Raw genomic sequence first — 22,913 nt, forward strand, 5'->3', positions numbered from 1 at the left:
GTACTCAAGCCAACTCCTGTGTTCTCGGCAATCCTTGTTTGTGCGCGGAGCCCGCGGCCCTGCCCACGAAAGGGCAGGCCGGCGCGGCGACGCGCCCAGAACTGTAGGCCGCTACCGCCACGTTTCCCATAACCACTTGAAGATTGCTGGACTGGTCGGAAAGGTCCAGATTGTCAGCGAATGGCCCTGACGTCGGGGTCGCCGCGTCGCGCGAGCGCTACGTTGACCTCGTCGAGAAGTTCGGCCAGGTCCTGTGGGTACACGTTCTCGCCGACCGCACTCAGTGCCCGGATGTCTGCCTCGGTACACCAGCGATGCCCGGTGACGGTTCGTCGCTCGAAATCCGTGAACCCGGCACTTTCGGGCTCGAACTCCTGCGTCCGATGCGCGAAGAACAGTTCCTCGGACCGGATCAACGTTCCGTTGAACGGGAAGGTCGCGACTCGACGCCACAGCGGTCCGCGCAGGTCGGACGCGTCGACGGTCAGGCCGGTCTCCTCGTGCACTTCGCGTACCGCTGCCTCGCGAAGGGACTCCCCCTTCTCCACCGCACCTCCGATGGTGAACCAGAAGAACGTCTCGGGCACCGTGGGGTCGTGGCCACGCAGGAGCAGGACACGGCCGCGCTCATCGAGCAACACCACCCGCGCAGAGGTACGCGGCGTCGCCCGAGTCTCACTACCGAACGTTGCCGCGGCCGAGCGCTCCGCGATCTCGAAGTACGACGGCAGGGCCGCGGTGCCGCCGAGATGCAGCCACCGGACCGGGCGGCGTACCCGCAGAGCGAGGGTGTCTCGGACGGCATCGTTGTGGAAGCGTCGTGCGATCAACACGCGTGCTTCGGCGTCGGCGAGTTCGGCGACCAGCTGCGGTGGCAGTGCGGCCGGTTCGACGACGGCGAGCGCCATGGACACCGCGTTCTCGGCTTCCTCCCGTTGCGATCGGTCGGCGCGTTCGGCTCGATCTGCCAGTGCGGCAAGCTCTTTGCTCGACGACACCGAACCCCGGGTGGCGGCCGACACGGCTCGCGCGACGACGGCTCGGCGCGCGAGTGCAGCGTCGAGGGCCTGCCAGGCGAGGTCGGTGCGAACGTGGAGTCGATCGAGCCTGTTCGCGGTTCCGTACGCCCACAACCCGACGACGAGGATCAGAACTGCGATCAGTCCGAGAACCAGGATGGTGACGGCAGACAGTGTCATCAGCTCGCGGCTCGAACTTTCTGTCCGCCGAGGGTGACCGTCTCGTAGACGCGCAGGATCTGTTCGGCGACGACGGGCCAGTCGTACGTGGACACGGCCGCCGAGGCGGCGTCGACGAGCCGCTCGCGGACGGCGTCATCGGACAGAATCGATGTCACGGCTGCCGCGAGTGCGGCGGAATCGTCGATAGGTACCAGCAGGCCACACGCGCCGTCGCGCAGGACCCGACGGAAGGCGTCGAGTTCGCTTGCCACCACGGGGGTTCCGGCTGCCATGGCCTCGACCAGAACGATGCCGAAGCTTTCGCCGCCGAGGTTGGGGGCGCAATACACGTCGGCGCTACGCATCGCGGAGGCCTTCGTCGCGTCGTCCACCTGGCCGAGGAAGGTCAGATGCGAGGCCAGCGCACCTGCTTCCTTGAGGAGCTTGTCCTCGTCGCCCCTCCCGACGATGAGAATTTCGATGTCGGGGTGAGATTCGACGAGGGCCGGTAGCGCGCCCAGCAGCACGACCATTCCCTTCCGCGGCTCGTCGAAGCGGCCGAGGAACAGCACCGTCCGGCCCGGACGCGGATAGCCGTCGAGCACGTCTGCGTCGGCGAATGCCGGTACGTCGACACCGTTGGGAATTTCGACCGCATCGGATCCGAGCGCCTCGACCTGCCATCGCCGCGCCAACTCGGACACGGCGATCCGGCCGCTGATCTTCTCGTGATACGGCCGTAGCACGCCCTGGAACGTGCTGAGCACGAGAGACTTGGTGGTCGACGTGTGGAACGTGGCCACGATCGGACCGTCCGCGGCCTTGAGTGCGAGCATCGACAGACTCGGCGCATTGGGCTCGTGAATGTGCAGCACGTCGAAGTCGTTCTCCGAGATCCACTTTCGGATCCGTGAGTACGTCACCGGGCCGAATCGCAACCGGGCGACCGATCCGTTGTACGGAATGGCCAGCGCCTCACCGGCAGACACCACGAATTCGGGGAGCTCGACACCCTCCGAGGCAGGGGCCAGCACACTGACCCGGTGACCGCGCTCGATGAAGACCTCGGCCAACTGCTGGACGTGGGCCTGCACTCCCCCCGGCACGTCGAACGAGTACGGACACACCATGCCAATTCTCATGTGCCCTCGATTCGGGCCCGGCGCTCTGCCGACCAGTCGGCCATCCACAGCGGCTGCATCATGTGCCAATCGGCGGGATGAGCGCGGATTCCGGCGGCGAAATGATCCGCAACCGTCTGTGTCGCAGCGGCTACTCCCTGCGAGACGTCCACAGCGGGCGAGATGTCGAATCCCCAACCGTCGCCGTCGAAGTACCCGTGCACGGGGAGCAGCGTGGCACCGGTGTCGATGGCGAGCTTGGCCGCACCTGCCGGCATTCGTGTCGGTTCCCCGAAGAAGGTCACCGGTACACCGTGCTTGGCCAGATCTCGTTCGCCGAGAAGGCAGACCACCTTGTTCTGGCGCAGTCTCTCGGACAACGCCGACAGAGGCGGTTGCTCACCGCCGCTGAGCGGAAAGATCTCGAAACCCAGGCTCTCGCGATACGCCACGAAGCGTTGGTACAGCGACTCGGGCTTCAGCCTCTCTGCCACGGTCGACAGGCCACCGTGCGTGCGCACCAACCACATTCCGGCCATGTCCCAGTTGCCACTGTGCGGTAGTGCGAGCACCACTCCCTTGCCGGCGTCGAGACCCGCTTCGAGATGCTCCCTGCCGTACACGCACCGATCGATGACGGCGGCCTGAGCAGCCAGGTCCATCGACGGCAGCCGAAATGCCTCACGCCAGTACCGGGCGTAGGAGCGAACACTGTCTCGGATGAGTTCGTCCGGCACCTGCTCCGCTGTGGTCCCCAGCACGCGAGCAAGGTTGCGGCGGAGCTGATCCGGGCCGCCGTTACGGGACGATGCGAAGTCGGCACCACGATCGAACAACCTACGGGCCACACCGTCGGGTAACGACCGGACCAGACGCCACCCCGCGGCGTACCCGGCGTCGGACGCGCGTTCCGACAGATTCATGTCGGCTCCACACCGCCGTCGTCGGAGACCGATGGAGCCGGCGGCACGATGATGTCGCGGGCACCCTCGGATCCGCGGACGGCGAGCACTCGTTGGAACACGGTCACGATGCTCAGCGCGGCGAGAATCCACATTGCCGGATAGATGAGACTGTCCAGCCACGGAATGTCGAAATGCCTTCCGACACCGGTGAGTCCGGCTCCGACCAGAACGATGACGAGGCGGTCGGGTCGTTCGATCCAACCACCGTCGGCGGACAGGCCACTGGCCTCCGCGCGGGCTTTGGCGTACGAAATCACCTGCGAGGTGACCAGGCAGACAAGGGTGGCGACGAGCAGCAGCTTGTCGTCCTCGGAGTACACGGCCCACCAGGCCAGTCCGCCGAAGATCGCTCCGTCCGCCACGCGGTCGCACGTCGCGTCGAGAACCGCACCGTACTTGGTGCCGCCTCCCCGTGCGCGAGCCATCGCGCCGTCGAGCATGTCGAACAGAACGAACAGGGTGATGACGATCGAGCCCCACCACAGGTAGCCGGCAGGGAACATCGTCACCGCAGCGGTCACGGTGACGACCGTGCCGATGACGGTAACCGAGTCCGGAGTCAGGCCGGTGCTGTTGAGCGCGCGGCCCAGCGGGGCCGTCAACTTCGAAACCGGCGCACGGCCGAAGATGCTCAGCACGCCGCACGCTCCCCGTGCCGGTGGCTCATTCGTTCCAGGCCGAGGCAAGCAGGGCCCGAGTATCGCGGAGCAATTGCGGCATCACCTTGGCGCCGCCGATCACCGTGATGAAGTTGGCGTCACCACCCCACCGCGGCACGATGTGCTGGTGCAGGTGCTCGGCCAGAGAACCACCCGCAGCCGCCCCGAGATTGAGGCCGACGTTGAAACCGTGCGGGCTCGACACTCGCTTGATCACGCGAATCATCTTCTGCGTGAACGCCATCAGCTCCGAGCTCTCGGCGGGGGTGAGATCCTCGAGCGCCGCGACACGTCGGTACGGCACGATCATCGTGTGGCCCGGGTTGTACGGGTACAGGTTGAGTACGGCATACACCGATTCGCCGCGCGCGACGACCAGTCCGTCCTCGTCCGTCATCTTCGGGATGTCGGAGAACGGCTCGGTCGACTTCGCCGAACCCTCCGCCGAACCCTGTGGGGCCTCGGCGATGTACGACATCCGATGGGGAGTCCACAATCGCTGCAGCCGATCCGGTTCACCGGCACCGGTGGCGACGATCGACTCGTCGTGTTCTTCCATGTCAGCTCACTCCGGCGGTACTGGTCTGCACGAGTTCGGCGGTCGGTGATGCGTTGTTGCGCGCGGCGATCCACTCGGTGATCACGGTCACGGCCTCCGCCACCGGAACCCCGTTGACCTGAGTGCCGTCCCGGAATCGGAAGCTGACGGCACCTGCTTCGACGTCGCGCTCGCCGGCCAGCAGCATGAACGGGACCTTCTGCGCTGTCTGATTGAAGATCTTCTTCTGCATCCGGTCGTCGCTCGCATCGACCTCGGCCCTGACTCCGCGCTTCTTCAGTTCCTTCACCACCGCGAAGAGGTGGTCCTGATGCACCTCGGCCACCGGAATTCCGACGACCTGCACGGGCGCCAGCCAGGCCGGGAAGGCACCGGCGTAGTGCTCGGTCAGCACACCGAAGAACCGCTCGATGGATCCGAACAGGGCACGGTGAATCATCACCGGGCGCTCCTTGGTACCACCGGAACCGGTGTACTCGAGCTCGAAACGCTCGGGCAGGTTGAAGTCGAGCTGAATGGTCGACATCTGCCAGGTGCGGCCGAGCGCATCCTTCGCCTGCACCGAGATCTTCGGACCGTAGAACGCGGCACCGCCCGGGTCGGGCACCAAGCCGAGACCCGACGCCTCGGCCACCTCGGCGAGGGTGGTGGTCGCCTCCTCCCAAACTTCGTCGCTGCCGACGGACTTCGCCGGATTGCGAGTCGACAGTTCGAGGTAGAAGTCGTCGAGTCCGTAGTCCTTGAGCAGTCCGAGAACGAATTCCAGAGCACGAGTCAGCTCGTCGCGCATCTGGTCGCGAGTGCAGAAGATGTGCGCGTCGTCCTGAGTCATGCCGCGTACTCGGGTCAGACCGTGGATGACGCCGGACTTCTCGTAGCGGTACACCGTTCCGAACTCGAACAGACGCAGCGGCAGTTCGCGGTACGAGCGCCCTCGGGAGCGGAAGATCAGATTGTGCATCGGGCAGTTCATCGGCTTGAGGTAGTAGTCCTGGCCGGGCTTGCGCACGTCGCCGTTCTCGTCGAGTTCGGCGTCCAGGTGCATCGCCGGGAACATGCCGTCCCGGTACCAATCGAGGTGACCGGACACCTCGTACAGATGGCCCTTGGTGATGTGCGGGGTGTTGACGAACTCGTAGCCCTCTTCGATGTGGCGCTGACGTGAGTAGTTCTCGAGTTCGTTGCGGATCACGCCGCCCTTGGGGTGGAACACCGGAAGACCGGAACCCAGTTCGTCGGGAAAGCTGAACAGGTCCAACTCGGAACCGAGCTTGCGGTGATCACGACGTTCGGCTTCGGCGAGCAACTCGAGATGAGCGTCGAGCGCCTCGGTGGACTCCCACGCGGTGCCGTAGATGCGTTGCAGATCGGCGTTGTCCTGGTTGCCCCGCCAGTACGCAGCCGAGCTGCGGGTGAGCTTGAACGCTGGCACATACTTGGTGGTGGGGATGTGCGGGCCGCGGCACAGATCGCCCCAGATGCGTTCACCGGTACGGGGATTGAGGTTGTCGTACGCGGTGAGCTCTCCCCCTCCGACTTCCATGACCTCGGGATCGTCGATCCCGGACTTGTCGTCGATCAGTTCGAGTTTGTACGGCTCGTTCGCCAACTCTTCACGGGCCTGATCCACCGATTCGTATACCCGACGCGAGAACCGCTGCCCGGCCTTGACGATCTGCTTCATCTTCTTCTCGAGCGCAGTCAGATCCTCGGGGGTGAACGGCTGCTTCACGTCGAAGTCGTAGTAGAAGCCGTCCTTGATGAACGGTCCGATGCCCAGCTTGGCATCGGGGAAGAGTTCCTGAACGGCCTGAGCAAGAACGTGCGCAGCCGAATGCCTGATGACGCTTCGCCCGTCCTCGGTGTTGGCCGGCACGGGCTCGACCTCGGTATCGGAGTCGGGAGCCCACGACAGGTCACGGAGCTTGCCCTCCGGATCTCGCACGACGACGATCGCGTCGGGACCCTTGTTCGGCAGACCGGTGTCGCGTAGCGCCGTACCTGCGGTCGTTCCTGCCTGCACCGAGATGCGGGCGGGCGAGACGGCGGCGACAACGGGCATGCTCACAGCGATGTACTCCTCGATCGGTCGATCTGGCCAGGAAGGCCTCCGACAGCCTATCGGCAACGGGCCACCGCGCGGCCCTCAGCGCGGCGCGTGCGTCACAAGGGACTCTCGAGCCAGGTCCAGTCGAGGCCGAACCAACCTCCGACCAGCGCGAAAGTGCCCAGAAGCCACAGTGTTGCGAGCACGACGACCGTCGTGAACAACACGCCGAGTCCCTTGACGACGATCGACTGCTTCGAGAACCAGGCCATGAACGCGTCGTACCTCTTGCGGACGAAGCGCAGCGCGCCCTTGGCCCACTCGAACTCCGAGGCCAGGATGCCCAGTCCTGCGAACACGATCAGCCAGCCGGGGCCGGGGTACGGAATTGCCAGCACACCCAACGCCAACACCAGAGCTCCGACGACACCGACAGTGATCCGGTAGGCGAGATCGAGCGACTTGTTCTCGGCGATGCGAGACCGAAACCGTCGATGCTTCTTCGCCAGCTGTTCTGCCGGACCACTCGAGTCCGCTGTACTGGTCTTGCCGTCCGCCTCGCGGGACGTGGATCCGTCGGTGCTCACCGAGCCAGATTACCGGGACAGAACACGAAAAAGCCCGCACCGACAAGCGGTGCGGGCAGTCTTCGTCTGTGGTCCCGGCTGGGATCGAACCAGCGACCTTCCGCGTGTGAAGCGGACGCTCTTCCACTGAGCCACGGGACCGAACGAGGCAAAACATTAACACGAGGTGTCGCAGTGGATCGAATCGCCTGCTCCGGCTCGTCCATGTCGCATTCGACGCCTGTATCGAGCGCAGACCTCGCTCCCCCGGACCCGGTTCGACCCCATCTTTCACACGGTTCACAGCAGCCAGAGACCCGAATTCTGGGGCTGACCACGAGATTTGTGAGTTTCACTCCCGTTGGGTTAATGTTTTCCCCGCACCACGGAGACAGCAACTGCCCAGCAGCGATCGCCTCCGGGGTATGCGGATGTGGCGCAGTGGTAGCGCATCACCTTGCCAAGGTGAGGGTCGCGGGTTCGAATCCCGTCATCCGCTCGAGGGTCTCGACCCATGGTGGAGTGGCCGAGTGGTGAGGCAACGGCCTGCAAAGCCGTGCACACGGGTTCGATTCCCGTCTCCACCTCGTTAGTGCATCGGTTGTGAAGGCCGATGCGAGGACATGCGCGATTAGCTCAGCGGGAGAGCGCTTCCCTGACACGGAAGAGGTCACTGGTTCAATCCCAGTATCGCGCACCACAGTCAGAAAAAAAGGACCCCCTTTCGAGGGGGTACTTTTTTGTGTCTTGTTCAGTATCGGTGGTGATTCACGCCATAGAAGTGCACAGTGGAGACGACGCACACACTTCGATGGAAGGACACTCACGTGTCGGACGATGCTCGCAGCGCACCCACGGACGAAACCCCCACCGACGCGGCCTCCACAGGCGACGCCAGCGACACCGCCGGCCCCGGTAACGCGACCGACGGCAACGAACCTCAGGTCGACGACGCCACACTCGAAGAAGCGAAGAAATCGGTCGAGGGACTCGACGACCGATACCGACCCGGCGCTCGGCCCACTGTGGCTCTCCCCGGAACCAACGGCACCGTCGCGGGTACAGCCTTTGCCGACATGGTCGACGACAACGGTGAGATGGTGGATGCCGACGATCAGGATGCATCCGACAGCTCCGAAACAGACAGCACGGACACCCATCACGCCGGCAGCGACGAAAAGGTAACGTCCTCGACCGATGGCTGAACACGACGTTCCCGACGCCCCCGCCGACATCGAACTCGGCGGGGGCGTCGCGTTTCTTCACACGCCGCCGATCCCGTCGCGCGGAGGGCTCGCTCTCACTCACGGTGCGGGCGGCAACTGTGGGTCGGTGCTCCTACAGAACATTGCGTCGGTGTGGGCGGCGGCCGGCTTCACGGTGTTGCGGTTCGACCTCCCGTTCCGAGTCCGCAAGGCCAAGGGTCCTCCGCATCCCTCCCGTTCCGAGGAGGACCGGATGGGGATCGCCGCGGCCGTCGATCGACTACGTGCGGAAACCGACGGGTTCGTCGTGTTCGGCGGGCATTCGTACGGCGGCAGGCAGGGATCGATGATCGCGTCGGAGCAGCCGGGTCTCGTGGACGGTCTGGTGCTGACGTCCTATCCCCTGCACCCACCGGGAAAGCCCGACAAGCTTCGTACCCAACATCTGCCCGACTTACGGACCCCCACTGTCGTGCTGCACGGCACCAAGGATCCGTTCGCTACCACCACAGAGCTCGATGCGGCGTTCGCTCTGGTTCCCGCGCCCACACTGCTGATCGACATCGACGGCGCAGGCCACGATCTCGCACCGGCGAAGTACGACGCAGCGCAGCGGACTCTCGATGCTGCCGTCTCACTGTTCGAGTCGCTGCCCGCCGATCCGTCGGGCGTCGTCCCGCTCTTCGACCCGTCACGCTGAAATGGTGTACTGACGTTATGCCGACCTGGGGATGGTTCATCGTTGCGCTGGTCCTCGTCGATGCTGCGGTGCTCGCGGCCTGGTTCCTCGCGCGCCGAAAGCCCGACAGATCGCGTGCCACTTCTCAGACACCGAAGTTGGTAGGCCTGGACGACAACGCTCGCGCAGAAATTCATCAGTTGTTGGCCGCCAACAAGAAGATTCAAGCCATCAAGGTCTTCCGTGATCGAACCGGTGCCGGTTTGCTCGATGCCAAGAACGCAATCGAGACAATGCAACGCGGAGCACCTTTTCCTCCCTCGTCGACCATTCTCGATGCGGCGAGTTCGGGTCCCGTGCGATGGGACGATCTCCTTCCCCGGCTGACGGCTCTCAAGTCGGAAGGCAAAGCGATTGCGGCGATCAAACTCTTGCGCGATCGAACCGGCCTGTCGTTGCGGGACGCAAAGAATGCCGTCGATCAGCTGTGAGCGTTCGTGAGGCGGACCCGGTGGATGCGCATCGAGTCGCCGACCTGGCCGCACTGACCTTCCCCCTGGCCTGCCCACCGGGAACGCAACCCGGCGATATCGAGGACTTCATCTCGAACGTGTTGTCGACCAAGCACTTCGAGAGTTACATCGTCGACCGAAACAGAACCGTTCTGATCGACGAGTCGGTCGAGTCACAGGTACTCGGATACGCGATGCTGGTGTTCGGCACTCCTGCCGACTCCGGCATCCGCTCGGCGCTGTCCCACGAGCCGACTGTCGAGATCAGCAAACTCTACGTACGACCCACCGAACACGGCGGCGGAGTCGCAGCGCGCCTGATGACGTCGGCACTCGACAGCGCCCGTCGGCACGGCTGCCGAGGAGCGTGGTTGGGCGTCAACCAGCAGAACGTCCGCGCCCAGAAGTTCTACGCCAAGCACGGATTCGAGATAGCCGGCACCAAGACGTTCGTCGTCGGCGACCGGACGCACGACGACTACGTCATGCAGGTTCAGCTCTGAAGCAGGTCAGCCGACAGCGGCGAAGCGGGACAACGCCAGCAGACGCGAGGTAGCGCGTAGGTACTTCTTGCGGTACCCGCCGGCCAACATCTCCTCCGTGAAGATCTCGTCGAGCTTGCCGCCCGAGGCCGTCACCGGAATGCCCGCGTCGTACAGACGGTCGGCCAGAACGACCAGTCGCAAAGCAATTGCCTGATCGGAAGCCGGGTGCACGTTCTTCAGGAACACCGCAGGAACTCCGTCGAGCAACTTGCCGTAGCGCGAGGGGTGCAGCGTGCTCAGGTGTGCCAGCAGGTCGTCGAAATCGTCCAGGGTCGCGCCCTCGATACCGTTGGCACGCTCGGTGAGCTCGGCCTCCGACGTCGGCTCCGGGGCCGGCGGCAGATCGCGGTGCCGGTAATCGGGACCGTCGACGCGGACCGACTCGAAGATGGAGCCGAGCTTCTTGATCTCCCGCAGGAAGTCCTCGGCCGCGAAGCGGCCCTCGCCGAGCTGGCCGGGCAGGGTGTTCGACGTCGCCACGATGGACACGCCGCGCTGCGACAGCTCCGACAACAGTCGTGAGACCAACATCGTGTCGCCCGGATCGTCGAGCTCGAACTCGTCGATGCACAGAACGCTGTGGTTCGAGAGCTCTTCGAGAGCCTTGTTGAAGCCCAGAGCACCGACGACGTGCGTCAACTCCACGAACGTGCCGAACGCCTTCGGTTCGGGGACGCTGTGATAGATCGAGGCCAGCAAGTGGGTCTTGCCGACGCCGAAACCGCCGTCGAGGTAGAGCCCCGCACCGGTGGCCGGGGTCTTCTTACCGAACAGTCCGCGCTTGCCCTTGCCGCGAATCTTCTGCACCTTGTTCGCGAATTCCTCGGCCTTCGCGACCGCAGCGGCCTGCGTCGGCTCCTTGGGATCGGGAATGTACGAGGAAAAGCTGACGTCGTCGAACATCGCCGGGGGAACCATCTGTGCGATCAGCTGATCGGAGGGGACCACGGGATTTCGGTCGACAAGGCGTGCGGGCATTGGCCGAGCGTAACGACGTGGTCTCATGTGACTCATGCAGCTTCTCGATATTGGGACCTACTTCACATCGGAGCAGGCCGCCGCAGCGTTCCCCGCCGTTGGAACCGAAGTGGACGACGACGGTCTGCGATCCCTGTATGCCTACCCGACCGACGTGGGCCGACCGTGGATCCGTACCAACTTCGTCTCCAGTATCGACGGGTCGGTCACCTCCGACGGCGCATCGGCCGGATTGGGCACCCCGGCAGACACCCGGTTGTTCGGCATCCTGCGAGAGCTGTGCGATGCGGTGCTCGTCGGAGCCGGCACCGCGCGGGGAGAGAACTACGGCGGGGTCGCCCTGTCTCCCGATGTCATCGCTCGCCGGCAGGCCAACGGACAGGAACCGGTGCCGACCATCGTGGTCGTCACCGCCTCGGGCTCCATCGATGCGGGTTCTCGCCTACTGACGGACACAGCGGTGATGCCGGTGGTGCTCACGTCCGCCGCGGCGGACCGCTCTGCGATAGGCGAACTCCGGGCGGCCGGCGCGACGGTGCTCGAAATGTCCGGCGAATCGGTGTCGACCCCCGACATTGTCGAGTCTCTGTCTCAGCTCGGATTCGGTCGCGTTCTGTGCGAGGGCGGACCAGGACTGTTCGGGCAGCTGGTGTCCGACGGGGCAGCGGACGACGTCTGCCTGACGATCTCACCGAAGCTGATCAGTGGGCCCGCCGGCCGCATTGCCCACGCCGAACAGGCCGCCGATACATCCATGCAGCGCGCACTCGTGCTCGGCGACACCGACGGCACACTGTTGACCCGCTGGGTGCGGCCGTGACGAGAGATGCGGGCGCGGCGGCGAAGCAAAAGTAGATAGCCTCGCACCGTGACGCAGAAACGTTCGTTGCTCGCCGCAGTAATCCTCGTCGCCACGGTCTGCGCAGCCTGTGGCGGCGGCCCGTCGATCCGTCCCGACGTGGCGGTGGAGCAGCGCTCTCCTGGTCAGCCCGCCGAGTCGTCTCCCGAAGCCCCGCCCGAACCGGCTGCACTCGCTGTTCCGACCACCGACCTCGACTGGTCCGAATGCACCTCGGCCACCCTCGGACTGTTCGGACTCACCGCCACCACGCCGGGCCTGACACTCGAATGCGGTGAGTACGAAGCCGATGTCGACGCCAGCGGTCAGATGTTCGGCACCTTCGCCGTCGGGGCGCTTCGGGCCAAGCTCGACCGGACACCCGTCGATGCCGGGCCCCTGGTGTTCACGTCCGGTTCGGATCGTTCGTCCATCGCAACCTTGGCCACGATGGCCGCCGGCCCACTCGCCACGCTGCTCGAGGCGCATCCGATCGTTGCCGTGGATCGCCGCGGCATCGGACGCTCGACGGCCGTGGACTGCATCGACGACACCCCCCAGACGCCTACCAAGGCTGCCGTCGATGCCCTGGGACAGTTCACCAGATCCGACTCGGACTCCGTCGACCGCGCGGTCGACGCCGGACGAGACGCCACCATCGAATGCACCGACACCCTGCAGCCGCAGGAACTCGCCTTCGGCACCGGGTACGCCGCGGACGATCTCGATCGGCTTCGACAGCTGTGGGGCGTGGACCGGATCGGCTTGATCGGCGCGGGGAACGGTTCTCTCACCGCTATGGCCTACGCCGCAAAGTTCCCCGACAACGTCTCGCGTCTGATCCTGGATTCGCCGACAGGCGTCAACGCCGACCAGATAACGCTCGCCGAGCAGCGGACTCAGGGCAAGGAAGCGGCGTTCTCTGCCTTCGCGCAGCGTTGCGTTGCGCTGAACTGCTCGCTCGGAAGTGACCCGACGGCCGCAGTGGCGCAGTTGATGAAGCGCGCTGCCGGCGGCGAATTCGCACCCCTGTCGACTCACGAAATTCTCGACGCGATCACCTTCGCTCTGGCCTCGACCGCGGGAGACGCGTCCACGCGGGCGAGAGATCTCTCCTCGACGCTCTCCGCTGCCGCCGCCTCCGATACGACTGCGCTCACAGCGCTCGCCGAACGAGGCCGGGCGGCGTACGGCACCGACGGCCAGTTCGTCGCCCGCTGCACGGACGGGCAGCAGTGGCCTTCTCCGCAGGGCGTCCGCGACCTGGCACCGGGGTGGACCGACCGCTACCCGATCTACGGAACCGACGCTGCCTTGACGGCATTGTTGTGCTCGTCCTGGCCGACGGCTCCCTCCGTCCCACTGCTTACCTCGCTGGACGTTCCGGTCCTGGTTCTGTCCAACGCCGGCGACCCGATCGTCGGCAACGGCGGCCTGTCCTCGGTCACCGGCCTGATCGGTGCGACCGGTGCCGGCGTCGCGTCGGCCGCCTGGCAGGGCAGCGGTCATCCGAGCATCGGCGGGTCGCAGTGCCTGCAGAGTGCTGCTGTCACCTACGCCCGAGACACGACGCTTCCGACCGACGGCACCGTCTGTCCGGCCTGACTCGACTCCTCGGAGGGTCGCGAAAGACACGGGCCCCGCGGGGTGTCCTGGACGGGCGCACCGACCGTCTCGGGTACCGTTCGCGGGTGTCACTTAGCTTTCTGGAGCCGCGTACCGGGCGGACCACCGCCGAAGTAATCAAGTACGCGCTCTGGCCGATCGCCATCATGACCGTCGTGCATCGGGTGGTGATCAGGGCTGTCAACGGCGATGTCACCAACGACTTCAACCCGGTGTACAACGCAGCTCTCGCGTTCCTCAACCGGCAGCCGGTATACACCGCGAACTTCGATTCGGTCGATCCTCACTACCTTTACCAGCCGAGCGCGACGATGTTGCTCTCCCCCATTGCCATCATCGACCCGGAGCGCTCGCGCTGGTTGTTCATACTCGCCAGCACCGTGGCCATCCTCGTCGCGCTGTACATCTTGTTGCGCATCTTCGGGTTTCGGCTGGACTCGGTGGCTGCACCCGCCCTGCTCCTCGCTGCTTTCGTCAGCGAGACGGTGACGAACACACTGGTGTTCACCAACTTCAACGGTTTCGTACTCCTCGGCGAAGTGGCGTTTCTCGGTTTCCTGTTGCAGCGCAAGGATTTGTCCGCCGGCGTCGCGATGGGTTTGACGCTGGCGATCAAGCCGATGCTCGCACCACTGCTGCTGCTCCCCCTTATGACGAGACAGTGGAAGGTGTTCATCACCTCGATCGCCATACCGGTGGTGATGATGGCCATTGCCTGGCCGTTGTCGGTGGATCCCATGAATTTCATCGATCGGACGCTGCCGTACCTGCTGCAGACGCGTGACTACTTCAACAGCGCTGTCGTCGGCAACGGCCGTTACTACGGGGTGCCCGAGTTCCTGACCCTCGGCATTCGCGCCGTCCTGGGCATCATGGTGTTGGTCTCGCTGTGGCTGCTCTACCGGTACTGCCGAGAAGATCGACTGTTCTTCTTCGCCACCACCTCCGGCCTGATCCTCACCGCGCACTGGCTGCTGGGCTCACTGGGCCAGATGTACTACTCGATGATGCTGTTCCCATTGCTCATGACGGTCGTTCTGAGGAACTCGCTACTCCGGAACTGGCCGGCCTGGCTCGCAATCTACGGGTTCATGAACGCCGATCGTTGGTTGTCCGGACGGTGGATCGAAACCGGCCGGGCCCTCGACTATCTCCGCACCACCTTCGGTTGGGCGCTGCTGATCGTCGTGATCTTCGGAGTGCTCGTCGGACGCTGGTTCGCCGCGAGAGCAGAGGGACGACTCGACGAGGGAATCGAGCCCAGCTACCTGTTACCGACTGCGTCACCAGCGAAAACGGCATAACCCGGCAAATCGTATTAGCGTGTGAGCATGAGTTCAGCAACAGACAACAATGCCGCTCCGGCAGTCCAGCTCACCGACGCGCAGTGGCGGGAGAAGCTGACACCCGAGGAGTACGCGGTTCTGCGTCAGGCCGGTACCGAGCGCCCGGGCGTCGGCGAATACACCGACACCACCACCGAAGGCATCTACGAGTGCCGCGCCTGCGGAGCCGAACTGTTCCGCAGCACCGAGAAGTTCGAATCCCATTGCGGCTGGCCGTCGTTCTTCGACCCGGCCGACAGCGACGCCGTCATCCTGAAAGAGGACACCACTCTCGGCATGCGCCGCGTCGAGGTCGTCTGCCGCAACTGCCACAGCCACCTCGGCCACGTCTTCGAGGGCGAGGGCTACCCCACACCGACCGACCAGCGGTACTGCATCAACTCGATCTCGTTGGTGCTCAAGCCTGCATCGTGATCGGTCTGGACATCCCGGGGATCGCCGCGCACTCGGCGAACTGCAGTTGAGGATGCGTCGAGACGGAGCCGCACAATCCGAAGATTACCTCTGGTTGACCCGATCGTTAGGGTAGCTTTGGGTTGTGGCCACGTCGATCAAGACCTTCTGGTGGCGCCAGGTGAAAATCACCGGCGTCACACCCAATTTCGGTGACGAATTGACGCCGGGACTGGTCGGATCATTGTTCGGGCAGAAGTGTTCCTGGCGTCGCGCGAAGCGCTGCGACATGATCGGGGCAGGTTCCACCCTGGAAATGGTCCAGCTCATGCAGGCCCGGAAGGGTCTCAAGGTCTAGGGCTCGGGTTTCATGCTCAGTGACGCCGCCCACGAACGAGACTTCAGCTACCCCGATTTCGACTTCTACGCGGTTCGCGGACATCTGTCGCTGGGACGCATCAGGTCCGAGCGCGAGGTCGCGGTCGGGGACCCCGGGCTGCTGGCGAACCAAGTCTATGCACGCTCCCCACGTGTACCCGGCCGGATCGGCCTCGTCTACCACTGGGTGCACAAGAAGGATCCCGTAGTGCGCTCGCTTGCGCGAGACAAGAGCGTCACGTTGATCGACCCGTCCAGAAAGCCGGCCAAGGTCATCGCCGACATCACTGCATGTGACTTCGTGATGTCCACGAGTTTGCACGGGTTGATCGTCGCAGACTCGTACGGCATCCCCAACGCGTGGATAAAGCTGCCGCAAGACATAGGCGGCAACGGATACAAATTCGCCGATTATTACTCTGCTTTCGACCGAGACGCTGTCCAGCATCCCTCGGACCTTGCGCGAGATCACGATCGAATGGCGCAGCTACAACACGAATATCGGCCGGTCCCCAATCTGAAAGAGATTCAAGACAAATTGATCGGAGCCTTTCCGTTCGCTCCGCCCTACACAGCTTGAATTCGACAGGCCGACACTCGAGCCGGTCATCGTTCGCTCCCACACGATCGCTTTCGAGTGCCCTGTTACGACGGTGCATACTGTGAGCATGCGCACTTTCACCTCACCAGAGCAGATCAAGGCGGCCGTCGGCGAAGAACTGGGAACCAGCGACTGGCTCCAGATCACCCAGGAACGGGTGAACACCTTCGCCGACGCCACCGGCGACCACCAGTGGATCCACGTCGACGCCGAGCGAGCGAAGAAAGAAAGCCCGTTCGGCGCTCCGATCGCCCACGGATTCCTGAGTCTGTCCCTGGTGTCGATGCTCAACTGGCAGATCTACACGATCGAGAACACCAAACTCGGAATCAACTACGGCTCCAACAAAGTTCGTTTCATCAATCCGGTCAAGGTCGGATCCCATGTCCGGTTGCGGACCACCCTCACCTCTGTCGAGGACGCGTCGGGCGGAGCGCTGCAGATCGTGACGACCGCAACGCTCGAGATCGAAGGCGAGGACAAGCCGGCCTTGGTTGCCGAAATCATCTCGCGGGTGGTGTTCTGACCGAACGTGTCATCGGTGGATCGAACGCAGTGATCGGCGGCAGCGGCGCGTCGTAGCGTTCGATCTCCACCAGCACGTGCTGCCCGGTGCACCCGCGCGAGAGGGAGGACGACCCGACATCGGCGGTGAGGACGTTCACGCTGCCGTGTACGCACATCGAGCCTGGGTCGGCCCGGTCCAGGGGGTCGTACCAGGCACCGGTCGACAACTGCACCACCGATTCCAGCATCCCGTCGTCGATGACCACCCCGGCCAGGCACGAACCGCGGTCGTTGAAGACTCGCACCACATCGCCGTCCGACACTCCCCTGGCCTCCGCCGTAGACGGGTGCATTCGTATCGGCTCTCGGCCCTGAACCTTCGAATTCCGGCTCACCGCACCGTGATCGAGCTGACTGTGCAGCCTGGTGCGCGGCTGGTTGGCGATCAAGTGCAGAGGAAACTGCTCGGCCCGCGGCCCGCCGAGCCATTCCTGCGGCTCGAACCACATCGGGTGCCCGCGGCAATCCTCGTAATCGAACCCCGCGACCGTCGCCGAGAAGATTTCGATCTTGCCGCTCGGTGTCCGCAGCGCGTTGCCGATCGGGTCCTGGCGAAAATCCTCCAGGAACGTCAACTCGTCCTCGGTCTTCATCCGGAACGAACCCTCACGCGTGAAGTCTTCGAATTCCGGGGTCTGCACGCCGTCGGCCCGCAAGTACTCGCGCCACTGCCCGTACATGTGCTCGAGCCATTGCTGTGACGTGCGCCCCTCGGTGAACTGCTGCCCCACACCGAGTTTCATGGCGAGTTCCGCGAAAGTGTCGTAATCGTCGCGCGAATCGGCGAATCGCTCGGCAGCCGGCGCCATGGCCACGAGCAGCGGATCGTTGCGTGTGCAGCTCAGATCCGACCGTTCCAGCGATGTGGTCGACGGGACGACGACATCTGCGTGCTTGGCCATCGGCGTCCAGTAGGGATCGTGGACGACGACGGTATCGGGCCTGCCGAGTGCCCGGCGCAATCGTCCCAGATCCTGGTGGTGATGAAACGGGTTGCCGCCCGCCCAATAGACCACTTTGATGTCGGGATAGACCAAACGTCGGCCGTCGTAGTCGAATTCGCGCCCGGGGTTGAGCAGCATGTCCGAGACAGCTGCAACCGGAATCAGATCGGCCACCGGATTGATTCCCTGCGGCAGTGTCGGCAACGGATAGGGCACAGGAGCGAGGCCGGGCTCGTTCATCGAGCCGTATCCGTGTCCGAATCCCCCACCGGGAACGCCGATTTCGCCCAACATCGCTGCCAACGTGATGCCCATCCACGGAGCCTGTTCACCGTGCTGCGTACGTTGCAACGACCAGGTGACGGTGACCATCGTGCGTTTCGACGCCATCTCCCGGGCGAGGTCCGCGATGATCGTGGGCTCGATGCCGCAGATGTCCGACGCCCACTGCGGGGTCTTGGGAGTGCCGTCCGAGACACCGAGAAGGTAGCGCTCGAAGTCGGGGTAACCCTCGCAGTATTTCTCCAGAAACGCTGTGTCGTGCAGTTTTTCGTCGGCCAGGACGTATGCCAGAGCCAGCATCATCGCCACGTCGGTTCCGGGGCGTGGGGCGATCCACCGCGCCTCGCCCGACATGTCGTTGCGCAATGGACCGACGGTGACGATCTGCCCGCCGCGGGCGCGCATCGCGTCGAGCGAACCGACGGTCGGATGATCCGACGTACCACCGTGATTGATTCCGGTGTTCTTCACCGGAACTCCGCCGAACGCCACCAGCAGTTCGGTGTGTTCGGCGATCACGGACCAGGATGTGGAGCGCGAGAACATCTTCCAGTGCGCGCCGAGCACGTGCGGCATGATGACGCCGGTCGCACCGAGGGAGTAGCTGTGCACGGATCGCGTGTAACCGCCGATGCAGTTCAGAAAGCGGTGCACCTGACTCTGCGCATGATGAAAGCGGCCGGCGCTGGCCCAACCGTACGACCCGCCGTAGATGGCGCTGTTGCCGAATGTGTCCACCACGCGGCGCAACTCGCGCGACAACAGATCGGTGAGCTCGTCCCACGAGACGTCGACGAACTCGTCGCTACCCCGCCTGTCGGTGGGGCCGGGACCGTTCTCGAGCCAGCCCCTGCGCACCGCAGGTGACGTGACGCGGGATCGATGGGTCACCGAACCAACGAGGTTGCCCAGTACCGGGGAAGGATTGCTGTCCGTCACCTGCGGATGAATCGCGGTGACGTCACGTCCGTCCGAGTCGGCGCGGAACATCCCCCAGTGGCCCATGTGCTGGACGCCGGTCACTCCGGTCATCGAATCCCGAACGCGCTCAACGCTGCCAGCAGTGCGTCGGGACGCTCGGCCGTCGGCACCGGATCGACGAGTGCGAAACTGCACCCGATCTCCTGGGCCGCGCCGTCGGCCTCGGCGCTGTCGCCCACCATCAGCGTCCGCGCGGGCTCGACGCCGAGAGCGGCCACCGCATGTCGGAAGATCTCCGGTTGCGGTTTGACGTGCCCGACCTCGAACGAGAGCACGAATTCGTCGACGTAGCGGTCCAGGCCCCGGGCAGTGAACGCCGGACGGATGTCGAAGGCGATGTTGCTCAGCACCCCGACCCGAACCGACTCGCCCGCAAGCCTTTTCAGCACCGCCTCGGTGTCCGGATACGGCGTCCACGAGTCTGCGTCGATCACGCGTCCGTACACCGACTCGGCCTGCTGTGGATCGGTGACACCGGACTGCGCCAGAACGTGCAGATACGCCTGCCGATGCAGGGCCGGATCCAGATCGCGATGACGCCATGCGTGCCGAGTGGCGTCGTCGAACTCGACGGTCTCGCCAACCGGAGCGGTCATGCGTCGCATGAGCTCAGCGGCTCCGGCTCCGTCGACCGGAACGCCGTCGGCATCGTGCACACCGTCGAACCACGACGGCTCCTCTTCCAGCCGGAAAAGAGTGCCGGAGAAGTCGAAGAGAACGGCGTCGACGATGGGTGTGTCCGTCCCCGTCACGGCAGCGATTCGACGAGCGCGTCCACCTCGACCCGAGGGCCGGTGAAGAACGGCGTCTCCTCGCGCACGTGTCGGCGTGCCTCGGTGGCCCGCAGATCGCGCATCAGGTCCACGATGCGGTCGAGCTCGGGGGCCTCGAAAGCCAGGATCCACTCGTAATCACCGAGTGCGAACGACGGGACGGTGTTGGCGCGCACGTCCTTGTAGTCGCGCGCTGCCTTTCCGTGATCGGCGAGCATCGTCCGACGCTCCTCGTCGGGCAGCAGGTACCAATCGATCGAGCGGACGAACGGGTACACGCAGATGTACGCACCCGGATCCTCGCCCGCGATGAACGCAGGCACGTGGCTCTTGTTGAACTCGGCGGGGCGATGTAGAGCAGTGTTGCTCCATACCGGTGTGCTCGCCTTGCCGAGCGCGGTGGTGCGCCGGAAGTCGGAGTACGTCGCCTGCAGGTCCTCGATCCGCTCGGCGTGCGTCCACACCATGAAGTCGGCATCGGCTCGCATGCCGGCGATGTCGTACACCCCGCGCACGACGACACCCGTGTCCTCACGGCCCTCGAAGAATGCCCGCGCTTCCTTCGCGGCGGCCGCGCGGTCGTCGCCCAGAACCCCGGGAGTGACCTTGTAGACCGAGAACATCAAGTACCGAAGAGTCGAATTGAGCGCTGAGTAATCGAGGCGTGCCATGGCCCCTATCGTGCCACCTCGACCAGACGGGCGGCAGCGGTGGTGGCGGACGCAATACAGGCCGGCACCCCGACGCCGCGCTGCCACGCTCCGGTCACGGCGAGCCCGGCGAGTTCGGACACTCCGGATTCGAGGGCGGCGACGCGGTCGAGGTGTCCGGGAGCGTACTGCGGCAAACCGCCCGGCCACCGCTGGACGGTCACTGCGAGCGGCCGAGTGTCGATACCCGCGACCGTCGACAGATCTGCGAGCGCGACGCCGATCGTGTCCTCGTCGGATCGCTGCGCGGCAGTGTCGTCTCCGAAACGCCCGAGCGAGGCTCGCAGCAGTACGGCATCGCGCTCGGCCAGGTGCGGCCACTTTCGACTGGACAGCGTAAATGCCTTCACGTCCAGCCCCGCGTCCGTCGCCACCAGAATTCCCGAATTCTGCGGCAGCTCGGTCGACGTCGGAAACGCCATGGCCACGACCGTCGACGACGCCAGTTCGATCTCACGGGCCGCGCGCGACGCGTCCGTTGCGAGGCCTGCGATGAGATCGGCCAGTATCGGTGCCGGTACCGCCAACACGACCCCGTCGACCACACCCACCCGATCGACGAACCAGCCGCCGGACTCACGCCGGATCTCGCCGACGCTCGTCTCGCGCAGGATGCGCGCGTCGGTGGCTGCCACCAAGGCGTCGAGCAGCACCGCGTAGCCGTCTCGGAGTCCACCGAACACCGGCCCCGGCGACGGAGTCGGGAGTGCTTCGAGCACAGCCTCGGTCAGGTTCCCCGCGCCGTTGTCCAAAGCGGCGGCGAGCGTGGGCAGCGCAGCACGGACACCGATAGAGCTCGCCGAACCGGAGTAGACCCCGCCGAGCAGTGGATCGACCGAACGGCTCACCACCTGGTTCCCGAAACGCTCACCCACGAGATCGGCCACGCTGGCATCGGAGCCCCGGACCCATCGAAACGGCCGCTCGGTCTCGGTAGCGATGATGCGCAGCTCGGACGGATCGACCAGCTCGTGGACGGACTCCGCCGACGACGGGATACCCATCAGGGTGCCCACCGGAAGTGGATGAGTGCGACCACCGGAGAAGACGAGCGGTCGCACCGTCGACGGGTGCACGAGCTGATCGGTGAGCCCCAGTTCCGCAAGCAGGGCGGGCACCTCCGGGCGGCGACCGATGAATGCCTCGGCACCGACATCGAGCGACTGATCGCCGACCGAGGTGGTGCGCAGGGTGCCGCCCAACCGGGACGATGCCTCGACCAGAGTGATCTCTGCGTCGGGCCCGCACGCCTGCCGCAGGCGATACGCCGCGACGAGGCCGGAGATTCCGCCGCCCACGACGGCGTAACGCCGGACGGTCACAGCGAATGCACCAGCGAGACGACGCGAGTCAGGATGTCGGGATCGGTATCGGGAAGCACGCCGTGACCGAGGTTGAACACGTGTCCGCGGGCACCGGCCGCGACCGCACGATCCGCCTCGGCGGCTATGCGTCGGACCTCGGCCTCCACTGCGTCCCAGCCCGCGAACAGCACTGCGGGGTCGAGATTGCCTTGCAGAGCCTTGCCGTGGCCCACCCGGTGCACCGCGTCGTCGAGCGGAATACGCCAGTCGACCCCGACCACGTCGGCACCGGCCTCCCCCATGGCACCGAGCAGTTCTCCGGTGCCGACCCCGAAGTGGATCTTCGGGACGCCGGCCGAGGACACGGCGTCGAATACTCGTGTCGAGTGCGGCAACACGTACTCGCGGTAATCGGCGAGCGAGAGTGCACCCGCCCAGGAGTCGAACACCTGAACGGCGTCGACGCCCGCAGCCAGCTGGGCTTGCAGAAAGGTGATCGTGGTGGAGGCCAATGCGTCGAGCAAGGCATGCCACGTGGCCGGATCGGACCGCATCAGCGCTTTGGTCTTCTCGTGATTGCGGCTCGGACCGCCCTCCACCAGGTACGACGCAAGAGTGAAGGGTGCTCCGGCAAATCCGATCAGCGGAGTGGTTCCCAACTCACGAGTGAGAATGCGGACGGCGTCGGCCACCGGCTGCACCTGGTCGGAGGTCAGGACGGGCAGTGCTGCGACGTCCGCAGCCGAGCGCACCGGGTGCGCAACCACCGGTCCGGTACCGGCGACGATGTCGAGATCGATGCCCGCGGCTTTGAGCGGAACCACGATGTCGGAGAACAGGATCGCTGCGTCGACGTCGTGACGACGTACGGGCTGCAGGGTGATCTCGGCGACCAGATCGGGCCGGAAGCAGGAGTCCAACATCCCGATTCCTGCACGGATCTTGCGGTATTCCGGGAGAGACCTGCCGGCTTGACGCATGAACCACACCGGCCGCCTCGACGTCGGTCGACCGTCGATCGCGGCCAGAAACGGCGCCTCCGGAAGTTCTCGTCGGGCGGGGGCTGCGGTGTGCGATTCGGCGTTCATCACTGTCCATGCTGCCACGTGCGACAACCGCCGCTACCCTCGAGGGCGAGACACTAGGCGCAGTT

General features: G+C 65.0%; 24 protein-coding genes and 4 tRNA genes. 14 read left to right on the forward strand and 14 right to left on the reverse strand.

Going from position 1 to position 22,913, the window contains the following annotated elements:
- Positions 1–173: 173 nt before the first annotated feature.
- From QM588_RS11725 to QM588_RS11760, 8 genes are all read right to left on the reverse strand, one after another.
- Complete coding sequence (locus QM588_RS11725; RefSeq protein WP_032365079.1) at positions 174–1,199, reverse strand: NUDIX hydrolase; 1,026 nt, start codon at positions 1,197–1,199, stop codon at positions 174–176.
- Positions 1,199–2,323, reverse strand: coding sequence for a glycosyltransferase family 4 protein (locus tag QM588_RS11730; protein ID WP_283313412.1), 1,125 nt, complete (start codon positions 2,321–2,323; stop codon positions 1,199–1,201). The genes QM588_RS11725 and QM588_RS11730 overlap by 1 nt, the downstream gene beginning before the upstream one ends.
- A complete protein-coding gene (locus QM588_RS11735) occupies positions 2,320–3,225 on the reverse strand; it encodes a phosphatidylinositol mannoside acyltransferase (protein ID WP_283313414.1) in 906 nt (301 codons plus the stop codon). Before QM588_RS11735 ends, QM588_RS11730 begins: the two co-directional genes overlap by 4 nt.
- Positions 3,222–3,905, reverse strand: coding sequence for a phosphatidylinositol phosphate synthase (pgsA, locus tag QM588_RS11740; protein ID WP_283313415.1), 684 nt, complete (start codon positions 3,903–3,905; stop codon positions 3,222–3,224). The genes QM588_RS11735 and pgsA overlap by 4 nt, the downstream gene beginning before the upstream one ends.
- Positions 3,906–3,930: 25 nt before the next feature.
- A complete protein-coding gene (locus tag QM588_RS11745; protein WP_027496935.1) occupies positions 3,931–4,485 on the reverse strand; it encodes an HIT family protein in 555 nt (184 codons plus the stop codon).
- Between the two features lies 1 nt (position 4,486).
- Positions 4,487–6,547, reverse strand: coding sequence for a threonine--tRNA ligase (gene thrS / locus QM588_RS11750; protein ID WP_283313578.1), 2,061 nt, complete (start codon positions 6,545–6,547; stop codon positions 4,487–4,489).
- A gap of 101 nt (positions 6,548–6,648) precedes the next feature.
- A complete protein-coding gene (locus QM588_RS11755) occupies positions 6,649–7,041 on the reverse strand; it encodes a TIGR02611 family protein (protein WP_094621941.1) in 393 nt (130 codons plus the stop codon).
- A gap of 147 nt (positions 7,042–7,188) precedes the next feature.
- Positions 7,189–7,260, reverse strand: a tRNA-Val gene (locus QM588_RS11760).
- Positions 7,261–7,525: 265 nt separating this feature from the next.
- On the opposite strand from QM588_RS11760, the gene QM588_RS11765 reads away from it, so the two are divergent.
- The 7 genes from QM588_RS11765 (at position 7,526) to QM588_RS11795 (ending at position 9,997) form a co-directional block, all read left to right on the forward strand.
- Positions 7,526–7,597: transfer RNA gene (locus QM588_RS11765), tRNA-Gly, on the forward strand.
- A 17-nt stretch (positions 7,598–7,614) separates the two neighbouring features.
- A tRNA-Cys gene (locus tag QM588_RS11770) sits at positions 7,615–7,685 on the forward strand.
- 38 nt (positions 7,686–7,723) lie between these two features.
- Positions 7,724–7,798 (forward strand) — tRNA-Val (locus QM588_RS11775).
- A gap of 127 nt (positions 7,799–7,925) precedes the next feature.
- Complete coding sequence (locus tag QM588_RS11780; protein ID WP_283313417.1) at positions 7,926–8,303, forward strand: hypothetical protein; 378 nt, start codon at positions 7,926–7,928, stop codon at positions 8,301–8,303.
- A complete protein-coding gene (locus QM588_RS11785; RefSeq protein ID WP_283313418.1) occupies positions 8,296–9,003 on the forward strand; it encodes an alpha/beta hydrolase family protein in 708 nt (235 codons plus the stop codon). Before QM588_RS11780 ends, QM588_RS11785 begins: the two co-directional genes overlap by 8 nt.
- Before the next feature lie 17 nt (positions 9,004–9,020).
- A complete protein-coding gene (locus QM588_RS11790; RefSeq protein ID WP_283313421.1) occupies positions 9,021–9,473 on the forward strand; it encodes a hypothetical protein in 453 nt (150 codons plus the stop codon).
- Positions 9,470–9,997 (forward strand): GNAT family N-acetyltransferase, encoded by a 528-nt coding sequence (locus QM588_RS11795; RefSeq protein WP_283313423.1) that lies wholly within the window; start codon positions 9,470–9,472, stop codon positions 9,995–9,997. The genes QM588_RS11790 and QM588_RS11795 overlap by 4 nt, the downstream gene beginning before the upstream one ends.
- 6 nt (positions 9,998–10,003) lie before the next feature.
- Here the strand turns inward: QM588_RS11795 and zapE are convergent, their stop codons facing one another.
- Positions 10,004–11,017: a cell division protein ZapE gene (zapE, locus tag QM588_RS11800; RefSeq protein ID WP_283313425.1), complete on the reverse strand. Its 1,014-nt coding sequence runs from the start codon at positions 11,015–11,017 to the stop codon at positions 10,004–10,006.
- A gap of 34 nt (positions 11,018–11,051) precedes the next feature.
- Between zapE and QM588_RS11805 the strand changes: the two genes are divergently transcribed.
- From QM588_RS11805 to QM588_RS11835, 7 genes are all read left to right on the forward strand, one after another.
- On the forward strand, positions 11,052–11,837 hold the full coding sequence (locus QM588_RS11805; protein ID WP_283313426.1) for a pyrimidine reductase family protein: 786 nt from the start codon (positions 11,052–11,054) through the stop codon (positions 11,835–11,837).
- A gap of 48 nt (positions 11,838–11,885) precedes the next feature.
- Positions 11,886–13,460 (forward strand): alpha/beta fold hydrolase, encoded by a 1,575-nt coding sequence (locus QM588_RS11810; protein ID WP_283313428.1) that lies wholly within the window; start codon positions 11,886–11,888, stop codon positions 13,458–13,460.
- Between the two features lie 86 nt (positions 13,461–13,546).
- Entirely contained in the window at positions 13,547–14,785 is a 1,239-nt protein-coding gene (locus QM588_RS11815; RefSeq protein WP_283313430.1) for a glycosyltransferase family 87 protein, read from the forward strand.
- 27 nt (positions 14,786–14,812) lie between these two features.
- Positions 14,813–15,241: a peptide-methionine (R)-S-oxide reductase MsrB gene (gene msrB, locus QM588_RS11820; protein WP_027496925.1), complete on the forward strand. Its 429-nt coding sequence runs from the start codon at positions 14,813–14,815 to the stop codon at positions 15,239–15,241.
- A 124-nt stretch (positions 15,242–15,365) separates the two neighbouring features.
- Complete coding sequence (locus QM588_RS11825; RefSeq protein WP_283313431.1) at positions 15,366–15,578, forward strand: hypothetical protein; 213 nt, start codon at positions 15,366–15,368, stop codon at positions 15,576–15,578.
- Between the two features lie 12 nt (positions 15,579–15,590).
- Positions 15,591–16,178, forward strand: coding sequence for a polysaccharide pyruvyl transferase family protein (locus QM588_RS11830; RefSeq protein ID WP_283313432.1), 588 nt, complete (start codon positions 15,591–15,593; stop codon positions 16,176–16,178).
- A gap of 88 nt (positions 16,179–16,266) precedes the next feature.
- Positions 16,267–16,725: a MaoC family dehydratase gene (locus QM588_RS11835; RefSeq protein WP_283313434.1), complete on the forward strand. Its 459-nt coding sequence runs from the start codon at positions 16,267–16,269 to the stop codon at positions 16,723–16,725.
- Here the strand turns inward: QM588_RS11835 and QM588_RS11840 are convergent.
- From QM588_RS11840 to hemE, 5 genes are read right to left on the reverse strand one after another with little or no spacing between them, the layout of a single operon-like run.
- Positions 16,703–19,024, reverse strand: coding sequence for a molybdopterin-dependent oxidoreductase (locus tag QM588_RS11840; RefSeq protein ID WP_283313437.1), 2,322 nt, complete (start codon positions 19,022–19,024; stop codon positions 16,703–16,705). The genes QM588_RS11835 and QM588_RS11840 overlap by 23 nt on opposite strands.
- Positions 19,021–19,725, reverse strand: coding sequence for an HAD family hydrolase (locus QM588_RS11845; protein ID WP_283313438.1), 705 nt, complete (start codon positions 19,723–19,725; stop codon positions 19,021–19,023). Before QM588_RS11845 ends, QM588_RS11840 begins: the two co-directional genes overlap by 4 nt.
- A complete protein-coding gene (hemQ, locus tag QM588_RS11850) occupies positions 19,722–20,417 on the reverse strand; it encodes a hydrogen peroxide-dependent heme synthase (protein WP_283313440.1) in 696 nt (231 codons plus the stop codon). The genes QM588_RS11845 and hemQ overlap by 4 nt, the downstream gene beginning before the upstream one ends.
- 5 nt (positions 20,418–20,422) lie before the next feature.
- Positions 20,423–21,778: a protoporphyrinogen oxidase gene (locus tag QM588_RS11855; RefSeq protein ID WP_283313443.1), complete on the reverse strand. Its 1,356-nt coding sequence runs from the start codon at positions 21,776–21,778 to the stop codon at positions 20,423–20,425.
- A complete protein-coding gene (gene hemE / locus QM588_RS11860; RefSeq protein WP_283313445.1) occupies positions 21,775–22,848 on the reverse strand; it encodes a uroporphyrinogen decarboxylase in 1,074 nt (357 codons plus the stop codon). The genes QM588_RS11855 and hemE overlap by 4 nt, the downstream gene beginning before the upstream one ends.
- Between the last annotated feature and the right edge of the window lie 65 nt (positions 22,849–22,913).

Origin of the sequence: Rhodococcus sp. IEGM 1354, from assembly GCF_030056855.1 — a bacterium.
Classification (GTDB): Bacteria; Actinomycetota; Actinomycetes; order Mycobacteriales; family Mycobacteriaceae; genus Rhodococcoides.

Excerpts from the sequence above, each read along its gene's own strand:
- QM588_RS11725 (WP_032365079.1), bottom strand. The coding sequence starts at position 1,199 with ATGACACTGTCTGCCGTCACCATCCTGGTTCTCGGACTGATCGCAGTT.
- QM588_RS11730 (WP_283313412.1), bottom strand. The coding sequence starts at position 2,323 with ATGAGAATTGGCATGGTGTGTCCGTACTCGTTCGACGTGCCGGGGGGA.
- QM588_RS11735 (WP_283313414.1), bottom strand. The coding sequence starts at position 3,225 with ATGAATCTGTCGGAACGCGCGTCCGACGCCGGGTACGCCGCGGGGTGG.
- QM588_RS11745 (WP_027496935.1), bottom strand. The coding sequence starts at position 4,485 with ATGGAAGAACACGACGAGTCGATCGTCGCCACCGGTGCCGGTGAACCG.
- thrS (WP_283313578.1), bottom strand. The coding sequence starts at position 6,547 with ATGCCCGTTGTCGCCGCCGTCTCGCCCGCCCGCATCTCGGTGCAGGCA.
- QM588_RS11785 (WP_283313418.1), top strand. The coding sequence starts at position 8,296 with ATGGCTGAACACGACGTTCCCGACGCCCCCGCCGACATCGAACTCGGC.
- QM588_RS11790 (WP_283313421.1), top strand. The coding sequence starts at position 9,021 with ATGCCGACCTGGGGATGGTTCATCGTTGCGCTGGTCCTCGTCGATGCT.
- zapE (WP_283313425.1), bottom strand. The coding sequence starts at position 11,017 with ATGCCCGCACGCCTTGTCGACCGAAATCCCGTGGTCCCCTCCGATCAG.
- QM588_RS11805 (WP_283313426.1), top strand. The coding sequence starts at position 11,052 with ATGCAGCTTCTCGATATTGGGACCTACTTCACATCGGAGCAGGCCGCC.
- msrB (WP_027496925.1), top strand. The coding sequence starts at position 14,813 with ATGAGTTCAGCAACAGACAACAATGCCGCTCCGGCAGTCCAGCTCACC.
- QM588_RS11830 (WP_283313432.1), top strand. The coding sequence starts at position 15,591 with ATGCTCAGTGACGCCGCCCACGAACGAGACTTCAGCTACCCCGATTTC.
- QM588_RS11835 (WP_283313434.1), top strand. The coding sequence starts at position 16,267 with ATGCGCACTTTCACCTCACCAGAGCAGATCAAGGCGGCCGTCGGCGAA.
- QM588_RS11840 (WP_283313437.1), bottom strand. The coding sequence starts at position 19,024 with ATGACCGGAGTGACCGGCGTCCAGCACATGGGCCACTGGGGGATGTTC.
- hemQ (WP_283313440.1), bottom strand. The coding sequence starts at position 20,417 with ATGGCACGCCTCGATTACTCAGCGCTCAATTCGACTCTTCGGTACTTG.
- hemE (WP_283313445.1), bottom strand. The coding sequence starts at position 22,848 with ATGAACGCCGAATCGCACACCGCAGCCCCCGCCCGACGAGAACTTCCG.